Source organism: Streptomyces sp. 11-1-2 (assembly GCF_003595545.1).
Taxonomy (GTDB): domain Bacteria; phylum Actinomycetota; class Actinomycetes; order Streptomycetales; family Streptomycetaceae; genus Streptomyces; species Streptomyces hygroscopicus_B.
The window spans coordinates 7,456,704-7,476,580 of the sequence record NZ_CP022545.1 but is presented as its reverse complement, the minus strand read 5'-3'; the positions used below and the strand labels follow the sequence as shown (position 1 = coordinate 7,476,580).

At 70.0% G+C, this 19,877-nt stretch carries 22 protein-coding genes; 7 read left to right on the top strand and 15 right to left on the bottom strand.

Annotated elements, in window-relative coordinates:
* Positions 1 to 65: 65 nt before the first annotated feature.
* The gene (gene pyk / locus CGL27_RS32275) at positions 66 to 1,493 is read left to right on the top strand and encodes a pyruvate kinase (RefSeq protein ID WP_078643731.1); all 1,428 of its coding nucleotides are present in this window, start codon (positions 66 to 68) and stop codon (positions 1,491 to 1,493) included.
* A gap of 110 nt (positions 1,494 to 1,603) precedes the next feature.
* On the opposite strand, the gene CGL27_RS32270 is transcribed toward pyk, so the two are convergent.
* The 4 genes from CGL27_RS32270 to CGL27_RS32250 form a co-directional block, all read right to left on the bottom strand.
* Positions 1,604 to 2,992, bottom strand: a complete 1,389-nt coding sequence (locus CGL27_RS32270) for a hydrogenase expression protein HypF (RefSeq protein ID WP_119991519.1) — start codon at positions 2,990 to 2,992, stop codon at positions 1,604 to 1,606.
* Positions 2,970 to 3,500, bottom strand: a complete 531-nt coding sequence (locus CGL27_RS32265) for a DUF6114 domain-containing protein (RefSeq protein ID WP_078643727.1) — start codon at positions 3,498 to 3,500, stop codon at positions 2,970 to 2,972. Before CGL27_RS32265 ends, CGL27_RS32270 begins: the two co-directional genes overlap by 23 nt.
* Before the next feature lie 136 nt (positions 3,501 to 3,636).
* Positions 3,637 to 4,254, bottom strand: a complete 618-nt coding sequence (locus CGL27_RS32260; protein ID WP_078643726.1) for a DUF6230 family protein — start codon at positions 4,252 to 4,254, stop codon at positions 3,637 to 3,639.
* 563 nt (positions 4,255 to 4,817) lie between these two features.
* Positions 4,818 to 5,789 (bottom strand): tetratricopeptide repeat protein, encoded by a 972-nt coding sequence (locus tag CGL27_RS32250; protein ID WP_119991518.1) that lies wholly within the window; start codon positions 5,787 to 5,789, stop codon positions 4,818 to 4,820.
* Positions 5,790 to 5,927: 138 nt separating this feature from the next.
* On the opposite strand from CGL27_RS32250, the gene CGL27_RS32245 reads away from it, so the two are divergent.
* Positions 5,928 to 6,602 (top strand): TetR/AcrR family transcriptional regulator, encoded by a 675-nt coding sequence (locus CGL27_RS32245; RefSeq protein ID WP_078643723.1) that lies wholly within the window; start codon positions 5,928 to 5,930, stop codon positions 6,600 to 6,602.
* Here the strand turns inward: CGL27_RS32245 and CGL27_RS32240 are convergent.
* From CGL27_RS32240 to CGL27_RS32225, 4 genes are all read right to left on the bottom strand, one after another.
* Positions 6,578 to 8,314, bottom strand: coding sequence for a methylmalonyl-CoA mutase family protein (locus CGL27_RS32240; RefSeq protein WP_119991517.1), 1,737 nt, complete (start codon positions 8,312 to 8,314; stop codon positions 6,578 to 6,580). The genes CGL27_RS32245 and CGL27_RS32240 overlap by 25 nt on opposite strands.
* Before the next feature lie 137 nt (positions 8,315 to 8,451).
* Entirely contained in the window at positions 8,452 to 8,784 is a 333-nt protein-coding gene (locus tag CGL27_RS32235; RefSeq protein ID WP_119991516.1) for a DUF3817 domain-containing protein, read from the bottom strand.
* A 54-nt stretch (positions 8,785 to 8,838) separates the two neighbouring features.
* On the bottom strand, positions 8,839 to 9,348 hold the full coding sequence (locus CGL27_RS32230; RefSeq protein ID WP_119991515.1) for a MarR family transcriptional regulator: 510 nt from the start codon (positions 9,346 to 9,348) through the stop codon (positions 8,839 to 8,841).
* Positions 9,349 to 9,391: 43 nt separating this feature from the next.
* Complete coding sequence (locus CGL27_RS32225; protein WP_078643716.1) at positions 9,392 to 10,747, bottom strand: MFS transporter; 1,356 nt, start codon at positions 10,745 to 10,747, stop codon at positions 9,392 to 9,394.
* 80 nt (positions 10,748 to 10,827) lie between these two features.
* On the opposite strand from CGL27_RS32225, the gene CGL27_RS32220 reads away from it, so the two are divergent.
* Positions 10,828 to 11,817: a DUF5937 family protein gene (locus CGL27_RS32220; RefSeq protein ID WP_119991514.1), complete on the top strand. Its 990-nt coding sequence runs from the start codon at positions 10,828 to 10,830 to the stop codon at positions 11,815 to 11,817.
* Positions 11,818 to 11,832: 15 nt separating this feature from the next.
* On the opposite strand, the gene CGL27_RS32215 is transcribed toward CGL27_RS32220, so the two are convergent.
* On the bottom strand, positions 11,833 to 12,126 hold the full coding sequence (locus CGL27_RS32215) for an MTH1187 family thiamine-binding protein (RefSeq protein ID WP_020868372.1): 294 nt from the start codon (positions 12,124 to 12,126) through the stop codon (positions 11,833 to 11,835).
* Entirely contained in the window at positions 12,123 to 12,467 is a 345-nt protein-coding gene (locus tag CGL27_RS32210) for a DUF3817 domain-containing protein (protein WP_078643714.1), read from the bottom strand. Before CGL27_RS32210 ends, CGL27_RS32215 begins: the two co-directional genes overlap by 4 nt.
* Before the next feature lie 170 nt (positions 12,468 to 12,637).
* On the opposite strand from CGL27_RS32210, the gene CGL27_RS32205 reads away from it, so the two are divergent.
* The 4 genes from CGL27_RS32205 to CGL27_RS32190 all read left to right on the top strand — a co-directional run bounded on the left by CGL27_RS32205 (position 12,638) and on the right by CGL27_RS32190 (position 15,174).
* Complete coding sequence (locus CGL27_RS32205) at positions 12,638 to 13,276, top strand: AIM24 family protein (protein ID WP_119991513.1); 639 nt, start codon at positions 12,638 to 12,640, stop codon at positions 13,274 to 13,276.
* On the top strand, positions 13,276 to 13,926 hold the full coding sequence (locus CGL27_RS32200) for an AIM24 family protein (RefSeq protein WP_078643711.1): 651 nt from the start codon (positions 13,276 to 13,278) through the stop codon (positions 13,924 to 13,926). Before CGL27_RS32205 ends, CGL27_RS32200 begins: the two co-directional genes overlap by 1 nt.
* Positions 13,923 to 14,603, top strand: coding sequence for an AIM24 family protein (locus tag CGL27_RS32195; protein WP_078643709.1), 681 nt, complete (start codon positions 13,923 to 13,925; stop codon positions 14,601 to 14,603). Before CGL27_RS32200 ends, CGL27_RS32195 begins: the two co-directional genes overlap by 4 nt.
* Positions 14,604 to 14,697: 94 nt before the next feature.
* Entirely contained in the window at positions 14,698 to 15,174 is a 477-nt protein-coding gene (locus tag CGL27_RS32190; RefSeq protein ID WP_014054954.1) for a MarR family transcriptional regulator, read from the top strand.
* 42 nt (positions 15,175 to 15,216) lie between these two features.
* Here CGL27_RS32190 and CGL27_RS32185 read toward each other — a convergent pair whose 3' ends face one another.
* The 5 genes from CGL27_RS32185 to CGL27_RS32165 form a co-directional block, all read right to left on the bottom strand.
* A complete protein-coding gene (locus tag CGL27_RS32185; protein WP_078643708.1) occupies positions 15,217 to 16,158 on the bottom strand; it encodes an urease accessory protein UreD in 942 nt (313 codons plus the stop codon).
* Positions 16,155 to 16,865: an urease accessory protein UreG gene (ureG, locus tag CGL27_RS32180; RefSeq protein ID WP_119991512.1), complete on the bottom strand. Its 711-nt coding sequence runs from the start codon at positions 16,863 to 16,865 to the stop codon at positions 16,155 to 16,157. Before ureG ends, CGL27_RS32185 begins: the two co-directional genes overlap by 4 nt.
* Before the next feature lie 50 nt (positions 16,866 to 16,915).
* Positions 16,916 to 17,602, bottom strand: coding sequence for an urease accessory UreF family protein (locus CGL27_RS32175; protein ID WP_119994650.1), 687 nt, complete (start codon positions 17,600 to 17,602; stop codon positions 16,916 to 16,918).
* A gap of 109 nt (positions 17,603 to 17,711) precedes the next feature.
* Positions 17,712 to 19,436, bottom strand: coding sequence for an urease subunit alpha (gene ureC / locus CGL27_RS32170; RefSeq protein WP_078643705.1), 1,725 nt, complete (start codon positions 19,434 to 19,436; stop codon positions 17,712 to 17,714).
* Positions 19,436 to 19,846, bottom strand: a complete 411-nt coding sequence (locus CGL27_RS32165; RefSeq protein WP_078643703.1) for an urease subunit beta — start codon at positions 19,844 to 19,846, stop codon at positions 19,436 to 19,438. Before CGL27_RS32165 ends, ureC begins: the two co-directional genes overlap by 1 nt.
* Positions 19,847 to 19,877: the final 31 nt, after the last annotated feature.

The following is a 19,877-nucleotide window of genomic DNA, read 5'->3' as shown; positions in this document are numbered from 1 at the left end:
TTCCGGCTCCGCCAGCCCCAAGACTGAAAAATTCCGCTCCGAAACAAACCGATAGGATCAGCCTCATGCGCCGTTCCAAAATCGTCTGCACTCTGGGCCCCGCTGTCGACTCCTACGACCAGCTCAAGTCCCTCATCGAGGCCGGGATGAACGTGGCCCGGTTCAACATGAGCCACGGAACCCACCCGGAGCATGAGGAGCGGTACCACCGCGTCCGCAAGGCATCCGAGGAGACCGGGCACGCGGTCGGCGTCCTCGCCGACCTCCAGGGCCCCAAGATCCGTCTGGAGACCTTCAAGGACGGCCCGGTGGAGCTGGTCCGCGGGGATGAGTTCATCATCACCACCGAGGACGTGGAGGGTGACCGCACCATCTGCGGCACCACCTACAAGGGGCTGCCGGGCGATGTGTCCAAGGGCGACCAGGTCCTGATCAACGACGGCAACGTCGAGCTGCGGGTCACCGCGGTCGAGGGCTCCCGGGTCCGGACCATCGTCATCGAGGGCGGGGTGATCTCCGACCACAAGGGGATCAACCTGCCGGGTGCGGCGGTCAATGTGCCCGCGCTGTCCGAGAAGGACATCGAGGACCTGAAGTTCGCCCTGCGGATGGGCTGCGACATGGTCGCCCTGTCCTTCGTCCGGGACGCGTCCGACGTCCGGGACGTCCACCGTGTCATGGACGAGGTGGGCCGCCGGGTGCCGGTGATCGCCAAGGTGGAGAAGCCGCAGGCGGTCGCCAATATGACCGAGGTCGTCGCGGCCTTCGACGGGGTGATGGTGGCCCGTGGTGACCTCGCGGTGGAGTATCCGCTGGAGAAGGTCCCGATGGTGCAGAAGCGGCTCATCGAGCTCTGCCGCCGCAACGCCAAGCCGGTGATCGTCGCGACCCAGATGATGGAGTCGATGATCACCAACTCCCGGCCGACCCGCGCCGAGGCGTCCGACGTCGCCAACGCGATCCTGGACGGCACCGACGCGGTGATGCTCTCCGCCGAGTCCTCGGTCGGCTCGTACCCGATCGAGACGGTCAAGACGATGTCCCGGATCGTCCAGGCCGCCGAGCAGGAACTGCTCTCGCGCGGTCTGCAGCCGCTGGTGCCCGGCAAGAAGCCGCGCACCCAGGGCGGTTCGGTGGCCCGCGCGGCCGCCGAGATCGCCGACTTCCTGGGCGCCAAGTCGCTGGTGGCCTTCACCCAGTCCGGCGACACCGCCCGCCGGCTCTCCCGCTACCGCGCCCAGCAGCCGATCCTGGCCTTCACCACGGATGCGGCCACCCGCAACCAGCTCACGCTGAGCTGGGGCGTGGAGTCCTTCGTGGCGCCCTATGTCGAGCACACCGACGCGATGGTCGACCTGGTGGACGCCGAGCTGCTGAAGCTGGGCCGTTACAACGAGGGCGACACCATGATCATCACCGCCGGCTCGCCTCCCGGCGTCCCCGGCACCACCAACATGGTCCGGGTGCACCACCTGGGCGGCGCGAGCCAGTAACGCGCCCGACGCGACCGTGGGCACCGTCTCCGAGTGGAGGCGGTGCCCACGGTCGTTTCCCTCCCGGAGGAGGGGGTGCGGCTCCCGAACGGGTCCTTGATGTCGCGGGGTCACTCCCCGGTCTTGGACAGATGCATACCCGGGATGGTCAGGTCGCCACCGAACTGGCCGGCCTGCGTGACGGTGACATCGGTGAAGAACACCTCGGGGATGTTGACCGGCGGCGGGCTCTTGGGGCTGAAGGTGATCGGGATGAGCCCCAGCAGGTTCCCCTTCAGCTCCTCGGTGTACATGGTCACCGTGCCGTTGCGAATGGTCGAGGTGGACCCTTCGCGCCCCTGCACATGGGTCGTGGTCCCGGCCGGGCCCACCACGAGCTGGTGCAGATCCTTGATGTCCACGCCCGAGGCGGTGAACTTCAGGACCTTCTTGATCTGGCCGCCCTGCGTCTTGACCTCCACGATGCCCTTGTAGTCCAGGCCGTGCAGGGTCAGCAGGGTGCTCTTGAGGGTCCAGGGGTCCTCGGGCAGCAGGCTCGAGGTCGGCTCGGTCTCGGCGTTCTCGTACGCGTCGGCGTCGAACTCCGGGCAGGGGAACGCCTCCTTGCCGTTCGCGTCCTTCGAGGCGGACGAGGAGGGCTTCGGAAGCGCCTTGTCCGCCTTGTCCTTGGCGTCCTCGACGGTCTTCCCCACTCCGTCCACGGTGTCCTTGAGGCCCTTGCCCACCTTGTCCACCGTGTCCTTGACCGGATCGGTGGGCTTGTCGGAGCTCTTGGACTTCGACGCGGACGGAGACGGCGACGAGCTGGGCCCGGCGCTCGACGAGGGGCTCGGCGAGGCGCTCGGCTCGGCCGACTCCTTGGCCTTCTCCCCGGGCGTCAGGATGTCGTGGAGCGCGTCCCCGAGACCCAGCGGGTCCAGGGGGTTCTTGGACTTCGACGGGCTCGGCGAGGCCGAGGTCTCCTCGTCCCCGGCACCGGAGGACGGCGCGGAGGAGGAACGGGACGGAGACGGCGTGGAGGTGGCCTTGTCGTCGTCCGAGCCCGCCTTGCCGTCCGAGGACTTCTCAGAGCCCTTGGAACCGTCCTGGGAGCCCTTCTCGGGCGAACCCTTCGCGTCCTCGGCGCCCTTGTCGTCCTTGGCGTCCTTGTTCTTGGCGTCCTTGTTCTTGGCGTCCTTGTCCTCGCTCTGCGAGTCCGAGGCGTCCTTGCCGCCCTTGGAGTCGTCCTTGTCCGCCTCGTCCGGCTGGGACACACACGGCCCGGGCTTGTAGCGGTCCTCGGGCCGTGGGTTGGCCGAGGCGAGCTGCGGAGTGAGCCCCATGCCCATCAGCACGGCCGTCGGCATGGCGGCCAGCGCTATGGCCTTGCCGGCGGGCACCTGAAGGCGGGTCAGTACCGACTTCTTCGGTGCCGCGTGCCGCGGGCCCGTTCTGACCCGGCGCGGGCTCACTCCCTCCGGCTGCTCGGGTCGGTCTTCACCCCGCACGGTGCCTCCCATTCCTGGCTTCCTGGTCCGGTGCGGACCCGGCCCCAGCCGGTTCCGGCACGTTGTCACCGTTCCCGTCGTCCTGCGGCACCGCTCCCGGCTTCTCGGCCGGCTGCGCGGAGGGAGTCTCACCCGGTGCCCAGGAGATGCTCATGCCGCCGCCGAACAGCGCGAGCAGGAATCCCATCAGGAAGCCGCCGAAGTTCGATACGGGGATCGACACCAGGCCGAGCAGGATCGTGGCGACTCCGGCGAACACCCGCACCATGGGCTGGAACCACATGGTCAGGCCCAGGACCACCAACAGCACCCCGATGATCAGCGAGGCCGATCCGGCGGTGGTGGACATGTTGATGGTGAATCCGCCCGCGTTGACGTCGTTGTACGGGAAGTACATGATCGGCACCCCCGCCAGCAGGCTCAACAGCCCTGCCCAGAACGGGCGCTGCCAGCGCCACGCCCTGAAGGACCCCCGCCAACGGCTGATGCGGTCACTCGCCCCCGGCGACTCGGCACTCATCGAAAACAGCTCCCTGGGGCCGGCGATCGGTGTGATCGCGGTTGTTCTACAGCAGTACTAGCGTGGCGCATACGCGCTGCTGATCGATGCCCGGGTGAGGGGCAGCGCCGCGGCCCCTCACCCTCAGCTCAACGGATCAGAAGCACTCGTTCTTGCCCTTGCTGACCTTCATCGAAAGGCCAGAGAGCTTGAACGTGCCCGCACTGGTCGCCCAGGCGGTCTGCTTCACACCGGTCAGCGTCGCGGAATCGGCCTGCTGGCCGAACGAACCGGGATCGGCCGCATCGCCCTTGTTGATGCCGGGACCCTTATGGGCGTCACCCGCCGCCACACCGATGTCGATCCCACGGAACGTGGCGTCCGCGTCGAGCTGATCGAGATCGATGAAGAGGTTCTTGGCCTCGACCTGCTTGCTGCCGTTGCCCGCCGTCAGCTTCAGCGTCACATCGCCGAAGACGGGAACCGGGACCACGACGGACTGGCACAGGCCCTTGAGCTTCGCGCTCTTGAACGCCGACACCGCGACGGGGATCTTCTTGCCCCCGTGCTGGGTGTCAAGCGCGCCGTACTGCGCGAACCCGGTGCCGTCGAGCCGGTCGACCGAGACCTTGAACTGCTGACCGGACACGTTGAACGAGGCCGCGAGCGCACCCTGGGACAGGGCGACGCCGATCGCGGCCGTGGCAGCAACGCTCGGCACCATGACAACGGCGAACCGCTTCCATCTGGTGCCGCCACGAGCCACGGACTCCATGACTTTCCTCCTTCTCGGACGTACATCTCCGGCCGGGGCGAAGCCCCGGACCTGGGATGGGAGAAGTGCTACGTCCTCGGGAAGGAGAGCGCCCACGTCTCACAGGCGCACACCGCACCCGCAACACCGGCGATCACCCCCGAGCGACAACCACTGGCCACGCAATCTCGCGCAACCTCCTGGACAGGCCCTGCCTTTGGGGCAGAGACCCCCCTGTCCACGGCCGACGCCACTGCCGCCGGCCTGCCCGGTGGGGACCCAACCACACCGACGCGCCGACCGGATGCCGAGCTACGGGAGGGATGGACCGAGCTTGGCCGATCGTGGTCCATTCCAGGCCCAGGCACAAGGGGTTCGTTACTAGCGAGTAACGGACGGATAACCGAACTGCGGCAGGACGGTCGAGATCAGGCACGCAGGGTTGCCGGACAGTGACCGGAAAGAGAGGGAGATTCACTCCAAGACCGGACAAAGGCCGGGCTCGCACTTACTGGCAGTAACAGCGACCGCGTTTACCAAGTTTTGGTAAAGAGCGGCCGCTGTGTTGTTTGAGGAGCCCGAGGTCAGAACAGCACGCGCGCCAACGCGCTGCGCGCCGCCACCACTCGGGGGTCCTCACCGCCGATCACCTCGAACAGGCTCAGGAGATGAACGCGCGCCGCGTCCCGATCGTCCCCCGCCGTACGACGCACCGTCTCCACCAACCGCCCGAAGGCGTCTTCCACATGACCGCCCACCAAGTCCAGGTCGGCCGCCGTGATCTGGGCCTTGGCATCCGCGGGGCTCTCCGCCGCCGCCTTGCGCGCCTGCGTGGCGTCCACTCCCTGAACCCGCTCCAGCAACTGGGCCTGGGCCAGGCCCAGCTTCGCCTCGCCGTTGGCGGGGTCGTCGGCGAGCACGCTCTGGTACGCCCGCACCGCACCGCCCAGGTCCCCGGCGTCCAGCGCCTGATGGGCCGCGCCGAGCGCGGTCTCCTGCGGCGACTCGGGGACCTCCGGGGCGGCCTCCTCGGCGCCCTCGTCCTGGGCGCCGGGTTCAACAGGTGTACCCACGATGCCGAACTGCTGCTCGGCCGCCTGGATGAGCTGGTCCAGCACCTGGCGGATCTGCGCCTCGGGCGCGGCACCCTGGAAGAGCGGCACCGGCTGGCCCGCGATCACCGCGAAGACCGCGGGGATGCCCTGGACGCCGAACTGCTGGAAGAGCATCTGGTTGGCGTCGACGTCGATCTTCGCGAGGACGAACTGCCCCGCGTACTCCGTGGCCAGCCGCTCCAGGATGGGGCCGAGCTGCTTGCACGGCTCGCACCACTCGGCCCAGAAGTCGATGACGACCGGCACTTCGGTGGAGCGCTGCAGGACGTCCTGCTGAAAACCCGCTTCGTCGACATTGAAGATCAGACGGGCGGGCGCGGCTGCGCCCCCGGAGCCGGCCGCCTGGGCCCGCGCCTTCTCCGCCTTCTGCTTCGCTTCTCCGGCCGCCTTCACCGCGGCGAGGTCGACCACTCCACTCATGGACATGTTCCGTGGCTGCATGGTCCCATCCTCCCCTCTTCCCGCGGTGAAGGGAAAAGCGCATCGGCCGATGGCCCGGCCGTGGCACACCCTTACGCTACGAGCCGTAGCGTAACTCACCAGGGACGGTGTGCGGTACTGGCGGGTAGGGTGCCGCGCATGAGCCCGTCCGCACGCCGCACCGGGCGCCCGCGCAGCGCCGAGGCCGACCGAGCCATCCTGGGCGCCACGCGTGCCGCCCTGGTGGAGCTGGGCTGGGCGAAGCTGACGCTGGGCGATGTGGCGGCCCGCGCCGGGGTCGCCAAGACGACCCTCTACCGCCGCTGGGCGAGCAAGTGCGAGCTGGTGGTGGACGCCATCGCGGCGGTCTTCGACGAGCACCTGGACGCGACCGACCGCGGCAGTCTGCACGCCGATGTGGAGGCCGTGGTGATCCGGCTGGGGGCGCTGCTGGAGCGACCCGAGACGGGCACCGCGCTGATGGCCGTCATCGCGGAGGCCATGCACGACAAGGCGCTGCGGTGCCGGGTGCGCTCGGCGATCGTGGACCGGCAGAAGCGGCTGGTCACGGTCGGCCGGGAGCGCGCCCGGCTCCGCGGTGAGCTGCCGCGCGAGGAGGACCCGGAGGCGGCGGCCCGCAACGCGGACCTGATCTTCGACACGGTCGCCGGGGCGGTGCTCCACCGGCTGATGATCAGCGCGGAACCGGTGGACCCGCGGTGGGCCCGGGACTTCACGGACCTGCTGTTGTACGGGCTGACCGGGGCGGATTCCGGCGGCGCCGCGGCCGGACCCGCCCCGGAGGGGGCTCAGAAGCCGGCCGGCTCCGTGTAGACCCCCCACTCGTCGCGGAGGGCGTCGCAGATCTCGCCGAGGCTCGCCTCGGCGCGCACCGCCTTCAGCATCGGCTCGATCATGTTGGAGCCCTCGCGGGCGGCGGCGACCAGCGCCCCCAGCCCCTCGGCGATCTCGGCCTCGTCCCGGCCGGCCTTACGGGCACCCAGCACTCGCACCTGCTCGCGCTCGACCTCGTGGCTGACCCGCAGAATCTCCAGATCGCCGGTGACCGAACCCTCGTGGCAGTTGACGCCGACGACCTTCTTGTCCCCCTTCTCCAGGGACCGCTGGTACCGGAAGGCGGATTCGGCGATCTCGCCGGTGAACCAGCCGTCCTCGATGCCCTGGAGGATGCCGGCGGTGATCGGCCACTCGGGCTGCCGTCCGTCCGGCACCGTGCGGCGGCCGCGCTCCTTGATCTGCTCGAAGATCTTCTCGGCGTCGGCCTCGATCCGGTCGGTCAGCGCCTCGATGTACCAGGAACCGCCCAGCGGATCGGCCACATTGAGGACCCCGGTCTCCTCCATCAGCACCTGCTGGGTGCGCAGGGCGATCTCGGCGGCCTGCTCGCTGGGCAGGGCCAGGGTCTCGTCCAGGGCGTTGGTGTGCAGCGAGTTGGTGCCGCCGAGGACCGCGGCGAGGGCCTCCACGGCCGTCCGTACGACGTTGTTGTACGGCTGCTGGGCGGTGAGCGAGACCCCGGCGGTCTGAGTGTGGAACCGCAGCCACTGCGCCTTCTCGGTTCTCGCCCCGTAGACATCGCGCATCCAGCGGGCCCAGATCCGGCGGGCGGCGCGGAACTTGGCGATCTCCTCGAAGAAGTCGACATGCGCGTCGAAGAAGAAGGACAGCCCGGGCGCGAAGGTGTCGACGTCCAGCCCGCGGGAGAGGCCGAGCTCCACATACCCGAAGCCGTCGGCGAGGGTGTACGCCAGCTCCTGCGCGGCCGTCGCCCCGGCCTCGCGGATGTGGTAGCCGGAGACCGACAGCGGCTTGTACGCCGGGATGCCCTCGGAGCAGTACTCCATCAGGTCGCCGATCAGCTTCAGATGCGGCTCGGGCGGGAAGAGCCACTCCTTCTGCGCGATGTACTCCTTGAAGATGTCCGTCTGGAGCGTGCCGTTGAGCCGCGAGATGTCCACACCCTGGCGCTCGGCGGCGACCAGGTACATGCAGAAGACGGGGACGGCCGGACCGCTGATGGTCATCGAGGTGGTGACATCGCCGAGCGGGATGTCCTTGAAGAGGATCTCCATGTCGGCGGCGGAGTCGATGGCGACACCGCAGTGGCCGACCTCGCCGAGCGCATGCGGATCGTCGGAGTCGCGGCCCATCAGGGTCGGCATGTCGAAGGCGACCGACAGCCCGCCGCCGCCCGCCTTGAGGATCATCTTGTAGCGCTCATTGGTCTGCTCGGCATTGCCGAACCCCGCGAACTGGCGGATGGTCCAGGCCCGGCCCCGGTATCCGGTGGCGTAGAGGCCACGGGTGTACGGGAACTCGCCGGGCCAGCCGATCCGCTCGAACCCCTCCACGGTGTCGCCCGGGGCGGGTCCGTAGACCGGCTCGACGGGGTCCCCCGACAACGTCGAGCGCGTCCAATCCCTTGGGGGCTTCGCCCCCAAACCCCCGGCCGCGTCACGCTTGTGTGCCGCGTCGTACCGGGCCTGCCACCGTCGGCGGCCCGCCTCAATGCCTTCGGCGTCCATACTCCAAAAGTACTAGGACGTCCTACTAATTGTCGACGCGAGACTCACCATACTGGGCCGAACGGGGACATTCACTCCCCGGCCGCGCGCCTCGTCCAGCCCCGGACGGGACGCGCGGAAGGGCCGCAAACCGCCGGTCAGACCTGCGCGGGTGCCGCCGTCGCGCCGCTGACCAGCGGCTCCACCTCGTGGGTGACCTTGCGCTCGACGAAGAACGCGGCCGTCGGGATGGTGCCCGCGACCAGGACCCACAGCAGCTTGCCGAACGGCCATTTGGCCTTGGAGCCGAGGTCGAAGGCGAAGACCAGGTAGATGATGTAGAGCACACCGTGGATCTGGGAGACCACGAGCGTGAGGTCCTCGCCCGTGTCGAAGCCGTACTTGAACACCATGCAGGTGCAGAGCACGAGCAGCATCACTGCGGTGAGGTAGGCCATGACCCGGTAGCGGGTCAGCACGCTGCGTTTCATGCCCTGAGCGTAACCGCCCGTTCCGGGGCGATCTTCGCCGCCCCCGGGTCTTCGTCAGCTGTCCTCGAAGTCCTCCGCGGCGACCCGCAGCGGGCGCAGCAGCTCGAAGATCCTGCCGCAGTCCTCGGCGTCGTAGACCCCGAGCCCGAATTCCATCGCCATCAGATCGCGGGTGGCCGATTCGACCACCTCACGGCCCCGGCCGGTGATCGAGGCCAGGGTGCCGCGGCCGTCGTTGGGGTTCGGCCGCTTGTCGACCAGACCCGATTTGACCAGGCGGTCCACCGTATTGGTGACCGAGGTCGGGTGGACCATCAGCCGCTCGCCGATCTTGGACATCGGCAGCTCACCGGACTTGGAGAAGGTGAGCAGCACCAGCGCCTCATAGCGGGCGAAGGTCAGTCCGTACGGTCTGACGACCGCGTCGACCTGGCTGAGCAGAATCTGGTGGGCCCGCATGATCGAGGTGATCGCGCCCATGGAGGGCACGGACCCCCACCGCTGCTTCCAGAGTTCATCGGCACGGGCGATGGGGTCGAACGACAGGCTGAGCGGCTTCGGCACACCACCGACCCTACCGGCCGGTCATATCGTGGTCAGCCCTATCTCACACTTCGGGCCGGGCGGGCCCGGAGACGGTGCGCCGCACCTCCAGCGCCACCAGCAGCGAGCACAGCGCCCCGCAGCCACCCGCCGTCGCGGCGACCACATGGACCGGTACGAACTCGGCGACCGCGCCGGAGACCGCCATGCCAAGACCCTGCGCGGTCATCAGCCCGGCCGTCAGCACCGTCATCGCCCGGCCGCGCAGCTCGTCCGGTACGGCGGCGAGGAACCACTGGTCGAGGCCGAGGCTGTAGGCGATACCGCAGCCGGTCAGCAGCTGCAGGGCCAGCGCCCAGCCGAACGAGGGACGGACGGCGTACCCCAGGGCGGGCAGCATCGCCAGGACGCCGACCGGCAGCGTCAGCCGGGCCCGGGCCCGCGGTCCCAGCAGCGAGCCCACCAGCACCTCACTGGCGACCGCCCCGACCGGCATCCCGCACATCAGCAGCCCGAGCCCCACCGAGCCGAGCCCCAGCCCATCGGAGTACGGCGTCAGCAGGGCCTCCGGCATCACCACGAACATCGGCGGCACCCACGACAGCAGCATCAGCGCCCGGATCCGGCGGTCCGCGAACAGCCGCCGCATCCCGCTCAGCGAGTCCCCGAGCAGGGGGCACCTCCCAGCGGTAGCTGGGGGAGCCCCGCCCCCGGCCACCTGCCGCGCCGGACGGCGGCGGGTGCCGAAGCGCAGCACCAGCGCCGAGCCGACGAGCGCCGCGGCCGTGAGCGCCAGCGCGGCCCGCGGCGAGACGGCGACGAGCAGCAGCCCGCCAACCCCGAACCCGGCGAGCTGCGCGGTCTGGGAGGTGATCCGGATGACCGAGCGGCCCAGGACGAAGGCGTCGCCCTCGCCGAGGATGTCGCCGAGCGTCGCCGACCGGGTCCCGCTGAACACCGGCGAGATCGCGGCGGGCACACAGCGCAGCGCGAGCAGCGCGGCCACCGGCATCCCCGGCACCACCATGGCGGCCACGCATCCGGCGTGCACCAGATCGCAGACCACCAGCACCCGGCGGGCCGGGAAGCGGTCGGCGACGGAGGACAGCAGGGCGCCGCCGATCACATACGGCAGCATCGAGGTGGCGAACGTCAGGGCGCTGAGCAGCGGCGATCCGGTGAGCCGGTAGACCAGCACGGACAGCGCGAGCTGGCCGACCACCTCGCCGAGCATGGAGACCAGGTGCGCGGCGAAGACGGCCCGGAACTCCCGGACCGCGAACACCGCGCCGTAGCCAACGCCCCCCGGACCCCGCGACGGCCCCTGGTCGTCACCGGGCGCGAGCTCGGGTCGGGAGGCGTGCGCGTCGGGGCGCGACTCGAGAGGGCCCGTGGTACCGGGCCCGGAGGGCGTTGCCATGCCGGAAGCGTGCCCGTACGGGCGGGGCGGGCTCTAGTGTTTCGGCCTGAGCCGAATCTTCGCGATCGGGGGGCGAGACCATGCCACTGCATATGAATTTCGGCGCCGACGATCTGCTGCGCTGCCGGTTCGCCATCTCGCCCCTGTGCCAGACGCACGAGGCGGTGCGCACGCTGCGCCGGACCGAGCGGCACGGGTACCACCTGCCGTGGCTGCGGCGGGTGCGGGAGGCGGTGGCCGGGCTCGATCTGTCGGAGCTGTGGCTGCTGATGCCGGGCCGGGGCGGCTACACCCCGGACTTCCTGGGGCCGCCGCCGGAGGTGCCGTACGCGCCGTTCGAGGACGAGCTGGCGCGACTGCGGGCCACGGACCCCGCCGCCGCCCACCGTGAGCTGGTCCTGTCCCTGGCATGCACGCCGGGGGCCGCCGAGTCCCCGCGGGGCCGGGCGATGCTGGCCGATCCGGCGCGCGCGGTCCAGCGGCTGGCCGAGGTGACCGAACGGGCCTGGCAGGCCCTGGTCGCACCGGACTGGCCCCGGCTGCGGGCCCTGCTGGAGGCCGATATCGGCTATCGCTCACGGCAGTTGGCCGACGGCGGCCTGGAGCGGCTGTTCGCGGATCTGCGGCCCGCGCTGCACTGGACCGACGGCACGCTCACCATCCGTACCTCCGCGAGCCCCGCCCGGACGCAGGACCTGGGCGGCCGGGGGGTGCTGCTGATGCCCAGCGTCTTCGTCTGGCCGGACGTGGTGAGCGGCTTCGCCCCGCCGTGGCAGCCCACGGTGATCTATCCGGCGCGCGGGGTCGGCGGGCTGTGGCGGGAGCCGGACGCGGAGGGGAGGGACGCGCTCGTACGCCTCCTGGGCGCGGGCCGCGCGGCGGTCCTCGCCGGTCTGGAGGAACCCGCCTCCACCTCGGCCCTGGCCGCGCGCCTGGGCCTCGCGCCCTCGTCGGTCTCGGCCCATCTCGCGGTGCTGCGCGGAGCCGGACTGCTCAGCTCACGGCGCCAGGGCCATCAGGTGCTGTACGAGCGCACGCCGCTCGGCATGGCCCTGGTGGGCGGGGGCTGAGGGGCCCCGAGGCGGTCAGTCGGACAGATGGCGCTCGACCGTCTCGACCTTGGAGGTCAGACCGTCCGTGACGCCCGGGCGGATATCGGCCTTGAGGACCACCGAGACCCGGGGCGCCCGCGCCTCCACCACGGCGACGGCGCGCTTGACGACGTCCATGACCTCGTCCCACTCGCCCTCGATCGAGGTGAACATCGCGTCCGTACGGTTCGGCAGCCCCGACTCACGGACCACCCGCACCGCGTCGGCGACGTACTCCCCCACATCCTCGCCGACGCCCAGCGGCGTCACCGAAAAGGCGACGATCATGCGTTGACCACGCCCTCCTTACGGGCGCGGGCCGCGATCACACCGGCCTCGGTCTCCCGCTTGAGCTTGCGCTCGGCGAAGAAGCCGCCGGTGGGCAGGACGGAGAGGACGAAGTACAGGGCCGCGGTCTGCCACTTCCACTTGGTGCGGTTCCAGGCGTCCGCCCAGAAGACCACGTAGAGGATGAAGAGCACGCCGTGCACCATGCCCATCACCGGCACCGCGTTGAAGTCCGAGGTGCGCTTGAGCACCGAGCAGATGAGCAGCAGCAGGAACGACACGGCCTCGGGCGCGGAGACCAGGCGGAGCCGGCGCAGCGCGGTGGCGGTCTTGAAGTCCACGAGAGCACCTTCGTGTGAAGAGGGGTACGGCAGAACACAGACCGGCTTGTGAATGAATGCACAAGCCTGCGCCCATTGTCGCAGCTTCGCGGGCGATCATGGCCCGGGGGGCACCCCCAGCCCCCGGCGCTCCCTGTCCGCCGACGTCAGAGCCCGCTACCGTCGGCTCCGTGGCTCAGTTTCGGCTCCAGGAAAGCAGGGTGCTCGCGGTCGACCTGACCGGCGACTCCGTGAAGGCCAAGAACGGCGCGATGGTCGCCTACGAGGGGGATATGACCTTCAAGAAGAAGACCGGCGGCGGCGAGGGGCTGCGCGGGATGGTGACCCGGCGGCTCACCGGGGAGCAGATGGCGGTCATGGAGGTGAAGGGGCACGGCACGTGCTACTTCGCCGACCGGGCGAGCGAGATCAACCTGGTCTCGCTGCACGGCGAGAAGCTCTATGTGGAGTCCAGCAATCTGCTGTGCACGGACTCCGCGCTGCGCACCGGCGCCTCCTTCACCGGGCTGCGCGGCTCCTCGCAGGGCAACGGCCTGTTCACCACGACTGTGGAGGGCACCGGCCAGGCCGCGCTCGTCTCGGCCGGCACGGCGATCGTGCTGCGCGTCACCCCGCAGACCCCGCTGCAGGTCGACCCGGGCGCGTACCTCGCCCACACCGGCGGCCTCAAGCAGCACTTCCAGGCGGGAGTGAACTTCCGGGCGCTGATAGGCGAGAGCGGCGGGGAGTCCTTCCAGATCCGCTTCGAGGGCGACGGGCTCGTCTACGTCCAGCCCAGCGAACGCAACACGATCGGAGGTGAGATCTGATGCCGTTCAGGTTGCTCACCTCGCGCATGGTCGAGGCCCAGGTGCTCCCCGGCCAGACCCTGTTCAGCCAGCGCGGCGCGATGCTCGCGTACCGCGGGGACGTACGGTTCACCCCCAGCATCACCGGCGGGCAGCGCGGGGTGCGCGGGATGATCGGGCGGCGGATAGCCGACGAGGACACCCCGCTGATGACCGTCGAGGGCCAGGGCACGGTGATGTTCGGGCACGGCGGCCATCACGTCCAGGTCATCGACCTGGTCGGCGACACCCTCTACGTGGAGTCGGACCGGCTGCTGGCCTTCGACGGCTCGCTGCGCCAGGGCACGATGTTCATGGGCTCCCAGGGCGGGGTGATGGGCATGGTGCGCGGCCAGGTCACCGGACAGGGGCTGTTCACCACCACCCTGGAGGGGCACGGCTCCGCGGCGGTCATGGCGCACGGCGGGGTGCTGGAACTGCCGATCGGCCCGGGACGTCCGGTGCATGTCGATCCGCAAGCCTATGTCGCCCACCGGGGTGATGTTCGCAATAAGCTCTCGACGGCGATCGGCTGGCGCGAAATGGTGGGCCGGGGCTCGGGGGAGGCGTTCCAACTGGAGCTGTCCGGCACCGGCATGGTCTATGTCCAGGCATCGGAGGAGAAGCTGTGAACGGCCCCGTCATCCACGACGCCTGGACGCTGCCGGTCGACGACAACATCAACCCGTACGCCTTCAGCGTGGACCTGAACGGCCAGTGGTTCCTGCAGAAGGGGAAGATGGTCGCCTACTACGGGCAGATCGACTTCCATGGCGTCGGGCTCGGCCACCTCGACCACCTCATCGCGTACAGCTTCCACTCCCCGCTGCACGCGGCGGACTGGGTGGTGGCCGAGGGCAAGGGGAAGATGGTGCTCGCGGACCGCGCCTTCGACGTCAACTCCTATGACCTGGACGACGGCAACCTGTCCATCCGGTCCGGCAATCTGCTCGCCTTCCAGCCGTCGCTGTCGCTGAAGCAGTCCATCGTCCCGGGCTTCCTCACCCTCATCGGCACCGGGAAGTTCGTGGCCGCCTCCAATGGGCCCGTGGTCTTCATGGAGCCGCCGATCCGGGTGGATCCGCAGGCGCTGGTGGGCTGGGCGGACTGCCCGACACCGTGCCACCACTACGACCACCAGTATCTGCGTGGCTTTCTCGGGGCCGTCAGGTCGCGCACGGGGATCGGGGGCGCCTCGGGCGAGGAGCACCAGTTCGAGTTCGTGGGCGCGGGGACCGTACTACTGCAGTCCACCGAGCAAGTCGTCGCCGAAATATCGGTTGGCGAGACAGGGGGTACCGGTTCGTGAGCGCGAGCGTGCGGAGTGTAACGTCGAACAGGTGACCTCTAGCCCGATGCATCCATTGGTTCGGAATTCAACTTCTATAGGTAGAATACATCCCATGGAGACCGAGAACGGCACGCGCTGGCTCAGCGATGAGGAACAGCGCGCGTGGCGCACCCACCTGGATGTCAGCCGGCTGCTGACCTACCAGCTCGAAAAAGACCTGCAGCCGTTCGGCCTGACCATGAACGACTACGAGATCCTGGTCAACCTCTCGGAGTCGGAGGACCGCCGGATGCGGATGAGCGACCTCGCCTCCGCGACCCTGCAGTCCAAGAGCCGGCTGTCCCATCAGATCACCCGGATGGAGAACGCCGGCCTGGTCCGCCGCGAGAACTGCGAATCCGACCGACGGGGGCTGTACGCCGTGCTGACCGAGCACGGCTGGGAAACCATGCGCAAGGTCGCACCCCACCATGTGGCGTCCGTGCGCAACCACTTCATCGATCTGCTCGCGCCGGAGGACCTCAAGGCGCTGTACGGATCGCTGGTGCCCGTCGCCGAGCATCTGCGCGCCCAGCGGGGCCGGGTCTGACACCACGGCCGCCCTCCGGACGCCGGGTGCGGCCGGAGGGCGTCAGGTCTTGCGCAGATCGGGGGCGGGGACCCCGATGAGCAGAGCGCGCAGGGCATTCCAGGCCGTACGCAGAGCGCGCGTGACGGCCGGCGGGTCGCTGCCCATGATCCGCGTCCACGCTCCGCAGTCGTCGGGCAGCACGCTCACGCCGAAGGCCAGGCCGGTGCTCAGCAGGGCCTCGTGCAAGGTGTCGGCGACCCGCGCCGCGGGGGCGAGCGGAGTGACCGCGTAGAGCGTGGCCATCAGGTCGTGCCCGCCGAAGACCGCCGGGCCGGTCACCGAGCCCGGCTCACGCGGATCCAGGCGGACGGTGTCGACCACCACCGGCTCGCCGTCGGGACGCATGATCTCCAGGTCGCTGAAGAGCAGGCGGTAGGCGTGCCGTTCACCCCGGGCCAGCCGGCCGGCCGCGATCGTCTCGCCCAGCACGACGGTGGCCGTGGGGTCGGCGGTCAAGCGGGTCTGCTGGTAGAAGCGCGCGTCCCGGTACGGGATCAGCGGGTCGGGCAGGTACTCGACATAGCTGTGGGCGGCGGCGGTGAGGTGGACGACCTGCGTGGCGTGGTCGAACTCCATGCGGTGCAGCTTGGTGGCGGCCTGCGTCGTCAGATGTACGGCGGTCCCGGGGCCGCACTCGACGTCGACGCGGTTGCGGTCGGCCTGGACGATGCCGCCGCCGGTGGACATGAGATAGGTCACCGGCATGTCCGGCCGCAGCGGGTCCACATACAGCGGCCGCATGATCTGGAGCGGGGACTTCTGGTAGCGGTGGACCAGTTCGCTGCGGTCGCCGACCCGCGCATAGCCCAGTTCGAGCAGGCCGACCTTGCCGGGGCGCCCGGCGGCCAGGGTGTCCGGAGTGCCGGCCAGGTCGAGCATCCGGGCCGGTACCCGCCGGGGTTCGTAGTGTGCGGGGTGCAGCCGCGCGGGCGCCTCGGTCATGCGGAAGCCGCCTCCTGGCCGATCTGCCGGGCGGCCTCCTGGGACAGGAGGAAGTCGGCGATGGTGGCCAGGCCCTCTCCGGTCAGGGAGTTGGTGAGCACCACTGGCCGGCCCTGCCGGACGTGATGGGCGTCCGACTCCATCCGGTCCAGGTCGCATCGCACATACTGGGCGATGTCGATCTTGTTGATGACGAGCAGCTCGCACTCGGTGATGCCCGGACCCCGCTTGCGGGGCATCTTGTCGCCCTCCGCGGTGTCCAGCACGAACAGGAAGAGGTCGACGAGTGCCGGGCTGAAGGTGAGCGTCAAGTTGTCGCCGCCGCTCTCGAAGAGCAGCGTGTCCACCTCGGGGAAGCGCTCCAGGATCTCGTCGGCCGCGGCCTGGTTCATCGTCGGGTCGTCCCGGACCGCGGTGTGCGGGCAGGCTCCGGTCTCGACACCGACGATGCGGTCCGCGGCGAGGATCCCGTCCAGGGTGCGCCGCACATGGGCGGCGTCCTCCGTGGTGTAGATGTCGTTGGTGATGACGGCGGGAGTCCGGCCGCGGGCGATCAGCACCGGGACGAGCGCCTCGATCAGCGCGGTCTTGCCGGAGCCGACCGGCCCGGCGATGCCGACGCGCAGCACGCCGTCCTTCGGGCGCCGGATCAACTCGTCGTGGTCATGGTGGTGGTGGGAGCCTCGGACCTGTGTGGGGTCGTGCATGGTGATTCCTTGTCCGGAGTGGGGGTGTCTTCTCGGTGGCAGGCAGGGCGCTAGCTCGCGAACAGCCGTGCCTCGGCGCGCTCGTGACGGCCGGCCATGATGTCGGCCACGGGGACGCATCCGCCGAGGTCGGCCAGGTCCCGGTCCAGCGCCGCCGCCACGGTCTCCTCGATGACGGGGGCGGCGCCGTGCAGCACGACCTGGGCCCGGCGGTGGTCGGTGAGCCGCAGTCGCAGGGCCGCCCCCACGAAGCTGGCCGCGAAGGCGAACAGCTCGCAGGTGACCGCCTGGCGCGTGGTGAGGCCGTTCGCCGCGTGGACGACGCCGGCGACGACCGGCTGGCAGCCGCGCACCGCACCGTCCCGGTGCAGCGTGCGGTACCGCTCGAGCTGCGGCGTCCCGTAGACCTCGCCGGCCAGGTCGAGCAACTGCCGTCCGGTGCGGACCGCGGCCTGCCGGGCCTCCCGGCCCAGCTTGGTGGCGTACAGCCGCCGTTCCACGGCCACCACCCCGTCCCAGTCGTCCGCCGCCACCGCGCGGTGGGTGAGGGCGAGGGCGGTCGCGTCGGCCGGCCCCGCGCTGTGGCGGAGCAGGTCGTGGAGGAGGGCGGGCAGGCTGCGCGGGGTGACCGCACGGGCCTGCTGGAAACCCTCCAGTCCGTGGGAGAGGGTGTAGTAGCCGCTGGGGAAGGCCGAGTCGGTGAGCTGGAGCCCGGTCAGCAGGGCCGCGACCGGCATCGGTTCGTTCACGCTGGGTTTCCGTTCCTGCCGGGTGGCCGTCCGTCGAGGTCGGGCCGCGGGGTCCGCAGGGCACGCGAGCGCCCCTGCGGACCGTCCTGGGGGTGCGTCAGACGATGTAGAAGAGCTGGTTGAGCGGGAGGCGCTCGGCCGGCTCGATGGTGGCGGGCTCGCCGTCGACGGTGACCTTGTAGGTCTCCGGGTCCACCTCGATCCGCGGCAGCGCGTCGTTGCGGACCATGTGCTGCTTGCCGACGGTCCGGCAGCGCCGCACGGGCTCGATCCGCCGCCCGAGGCCCAGTTCGCCGGGGACGCCGGCGGCGATGGCCGCCTGGGACATGAAGGTGACGGACGTACGCTGCCGGGCGCGGCCGAAGCTGCCGAACATCGGCCGGTAGTAGACCGGCTGAGGCGTCGGCAGGGAGGCGTTGGGGTCGCCCATCAGGGCCCAGTTCACCATGCCGCCCTTGACGATCAGCTTGGGCTTGGCGGCGAAGGAGTTGATCGGCCAGAGCACGATGTCGGCGAGCTTGCCGGGCTCGAGCGAGCCGATCACATCGGAGGCGCCCACCGCGATCGCCGGGTTGATGGTGAGCTTCGCCAGGTAGCGCAGCACGCGCGCGTTGTCGTTGCGGGAGCTGTCCTCGGCGAGCGCACCGCGCACCTCCTTGCAGTGGTGCGCGGTCTGGAAGGCACGGGCGAAGGACTCGCCGACGCGCCCCATGGCCTGGGAGTCGGAGGAGAAGATGCTGATCACGCCGAGGTCGTGCAGTACCGTCTCGGCCGCGATGGTCTCGGCGCGCACCCGGCTGTCGGCGAAGGAGACGTCCTCGGGGATGTTGCGGGACAGATGGTGGCAGACCATCACCATGTCCAGCAGCTCGTCCACCGAGTTGATGGTGTACGGCAGGGTGGGGTTGGTGGAGGCCGGCAGGACGTTGGGCTCGCCGGAGACCCGCATGATGTCGGGGGCGTGACCGCCGCCCGCACCCTCGGTGTGGAAGGTGTGGATGGTCCGGCCGTCGATCGCGGACAGGGTGTCCTCGAAGAAGCCGCCCTCGTTGAGGGTGTCGGTGTGGATGGCGAGCTGGACGTCGTGCTCGTCGGCGACCCGCAGCGCGTTGTCGATGGTGGCCGGAGTCGCGCCCCAGTCCTCGTGCACCTTCAGACCGGCCACGCCCGCCTCGACCTGCTCGCGCAGCGCCTCGGGCAGGCTGCCGTTGCCCTTGCCGAGCAGACCCACGTTGACCGGCAGGTCCTCGACGGCCTCCAGCATCCGCTGGATGTTCCACGGGCCGGGGGTGCAGGTGGTGCCGTTGCTGCCGTCGGTCGGCCCGGTGCCGCCGCCGAAGAAGGTGGTGATGCCGTTGGACAGGCCCTCCTGGGCCTGCTGGGGCGAGATGAAGTGGATATGGGTGTCGACGCCGCCGGCGGTGGCGATCAGGTGCTCACCGGATATGACCTCGGTGCCGGGGCCGATGACCAGCTTGGAGTCGACACCGTTCTGCACGTGCGGGTTGCCTGCCTTGCCCACTCCGACGATCAGTCCGTCCCGGACCCCGATGTCGCCCTTGACGACGCCCAGCACCGGATCGAGGACCACCACGTTGGTGATCACCAGGTCCAGCGCACCCTCGCGGTTGAGCGCGGCGGGGTCCTGGGCCATGCCGTCACGGATGGCCTTGCCGCCGCCGTAGACGGCCTCGTCGCCGTAGGAGCCGGCGTTGTGGTCGTACTCGACCTCGACGACCAGGTTGGTGTCGGCGAGGTGGAACCGGTCGCCCACGGTGGGGCCGAACAGGTCCGTGTACTGCTTGCGCGGGATGATCGCCATCAGTGGTCGGCTCCCTCGTTCTCGGTGTCGGCGTTGCCGCCGGTGTCGGCGAATCCCAGTTGTCCGGCGCGGCGCAGCGCGGCGCGCCGGGTGTCGTCGGCGTTCAGGCCGCCGTCCACGAGTCCGGCGAAGCCGATGAGCCGCCGGCTTCCGCCGAAGGCGACCAGCTCGACCTCGCGGGTGTCGCCGGGCTCGAAGCGGACGGCGGTGCCGGACGGGATGTCCAGGTGCATGCCGTACGCGGCTTCGCGGTTGAACCGCAGGGCGCGGTTGACCTCGAAGAAGTGGTAGTGGGAGCCGATCTGGACGGCCCGGTCACCGGTGTTGGCGACCGTCAGACCGACCTTGGCCCGACCGGGGTTGATCTCCACGGGATCGTCCCCGTAGAGGTAGTGGGCTCCACCCGACATCGTCGTCTCCTTGTCTCAGGCGGGGATTCAG

What these genes read in the sequence shown, in the direction of transcription:
- pyk (WP_078643731.1), top strand. Translation starts at nt 66, where the DNA reads ATGCGCCGTTCCAAAATCGTCTGCACTCTGGGCCCCGCTGTCGACTCC.
- CGL27_RS32270 (WP_119991519.1), bottom strand. Translation starts at nt 2,992, where the DNA reads ATGGGAGGCACCGTGCGGGGTGAAGACCGACCCGAGCAGCCGGAGGGA.
- CGL27_RS32265 (WP_078643727.1), bottom strand. Translation starts at nt 3,500, where the DNA reads ATGAGTGCCGAGTCGCCGGGGGCGAGTGACCGCATCAGCCGTTGGCGG.
- CGL27_RS32260 (WP_078643726.1), bottom strand. Translation starts at nt 4,254, where the DNA reads ATGGAGTCCGTGGCTCGTGGCGGCACCAGATGGAAGCGGTTCGCCGTT.
- CGL27_RS32250 (WP_119991518.1), bottom strand. Translation starts at nt 5,789, where the DNA reads ATGCAGCCACGGAACATGTCCATGAGTGGAGTGGTCGACCTCGCCGCG.
- CGL27_RS32245 (WP_078643723.1), top strand. Translation starts at nt 5,928, where the DNA reads ATGAGCCCGTCCGCACGCCGCACCGGGCGCCCGCGCAGCGCCGAGGCC.
- CGL27_RS32240 (WP_119991517.1), bottom strand. Translation starts at nt 8,314, where the DNA reads ATGGACGCCGAAGGCATTGAGGCGGGCCGCCGACGGTGGCAGGCCCGG.
- CGL27_RS32235 (WP_119991516.1), bottom strand. Translation starts at nt 8,784, where the DNA reads ATGAAACGCAGCGTGCTGACCCGCTACCGGGTCATGGCCTACCTCACC.
- CGL27_RS32225 (WP_078643716.1), bottom strand. Translation starts at nt 10,747, where the DNA reads ATGGCAACGCCCTCCGGGCCCGGTACCACGGGCCCTCTCGAGTCGCGC.
- CGL27_RS32220 (WP_119991514.1), top strand. Translation starts at nt 10,828, where the DNA reads ATGCCACTGCATATGAATTTCGGCGCCGACGATCTGCTGCGCTGCCGG.
- CGL27_RS32215 (WP_020868372.1), bottom strand. Translation starts at nt 12,126, where the DNA reads ATGATCGTCGCCTTTTCGGTGACGCCGCTGGGCGTCGGCGAGGATGTG.
- CGL27_RS32200 (WP_078643711.1), top strand. Translation starts at nt 13,276, where the DNA reads ATGCCGTTCAGGTTGCTCACCTCGCGCATGGTCGAGGCCCAGGTGCTC.
- CGL27_RS32190 (WP_014054954.1), top strand. Translation starts at nt 14,698, where the DNA reads ATGGAGACCGAGAACGGCACGCGCTGGCTCAGCGATGAGGAACAGCGC.
- CGL27_RS32185 (WP_078643708.1), bottom strand. Translation starts at nt 16,158, where the DNA reads ATGACCGAGGCGCCCGCGCGGCTGCACCCCGCACACTACGAACCCCGG.
- ureG (WP_119991512.1), bottom strand. Translation starts at nt 16,865, where the DNA reads ATGCACGACCCCACACAGGTCCGAGGCTCCCACCACCACCATGACCAC.
- CGL27_RS32175 (WP_119994650.1), bottom strand. Translation starts at nt 17,602, where the DNA reads ATGCCGGTCGCGGCCCTGCTGACCGGGCTCCAGCTCACCGACTCGGCC.
- ureC (WP_078643705.1), bottom strand. Translation starts at nt 19,436, where the DNA reads ATGGCGATCATCCCGCGCAAGCAGTACACGGACCTGTTCGGCCCCACC.
- CGL27_RS32165 (WP_078643703.1), bottom strand. Translation starts at nt 19,846, where the DNA reads ATGTCGGGTGGAGCCCACTACCTCTACGGGGACGATCCCGTGGAGATC.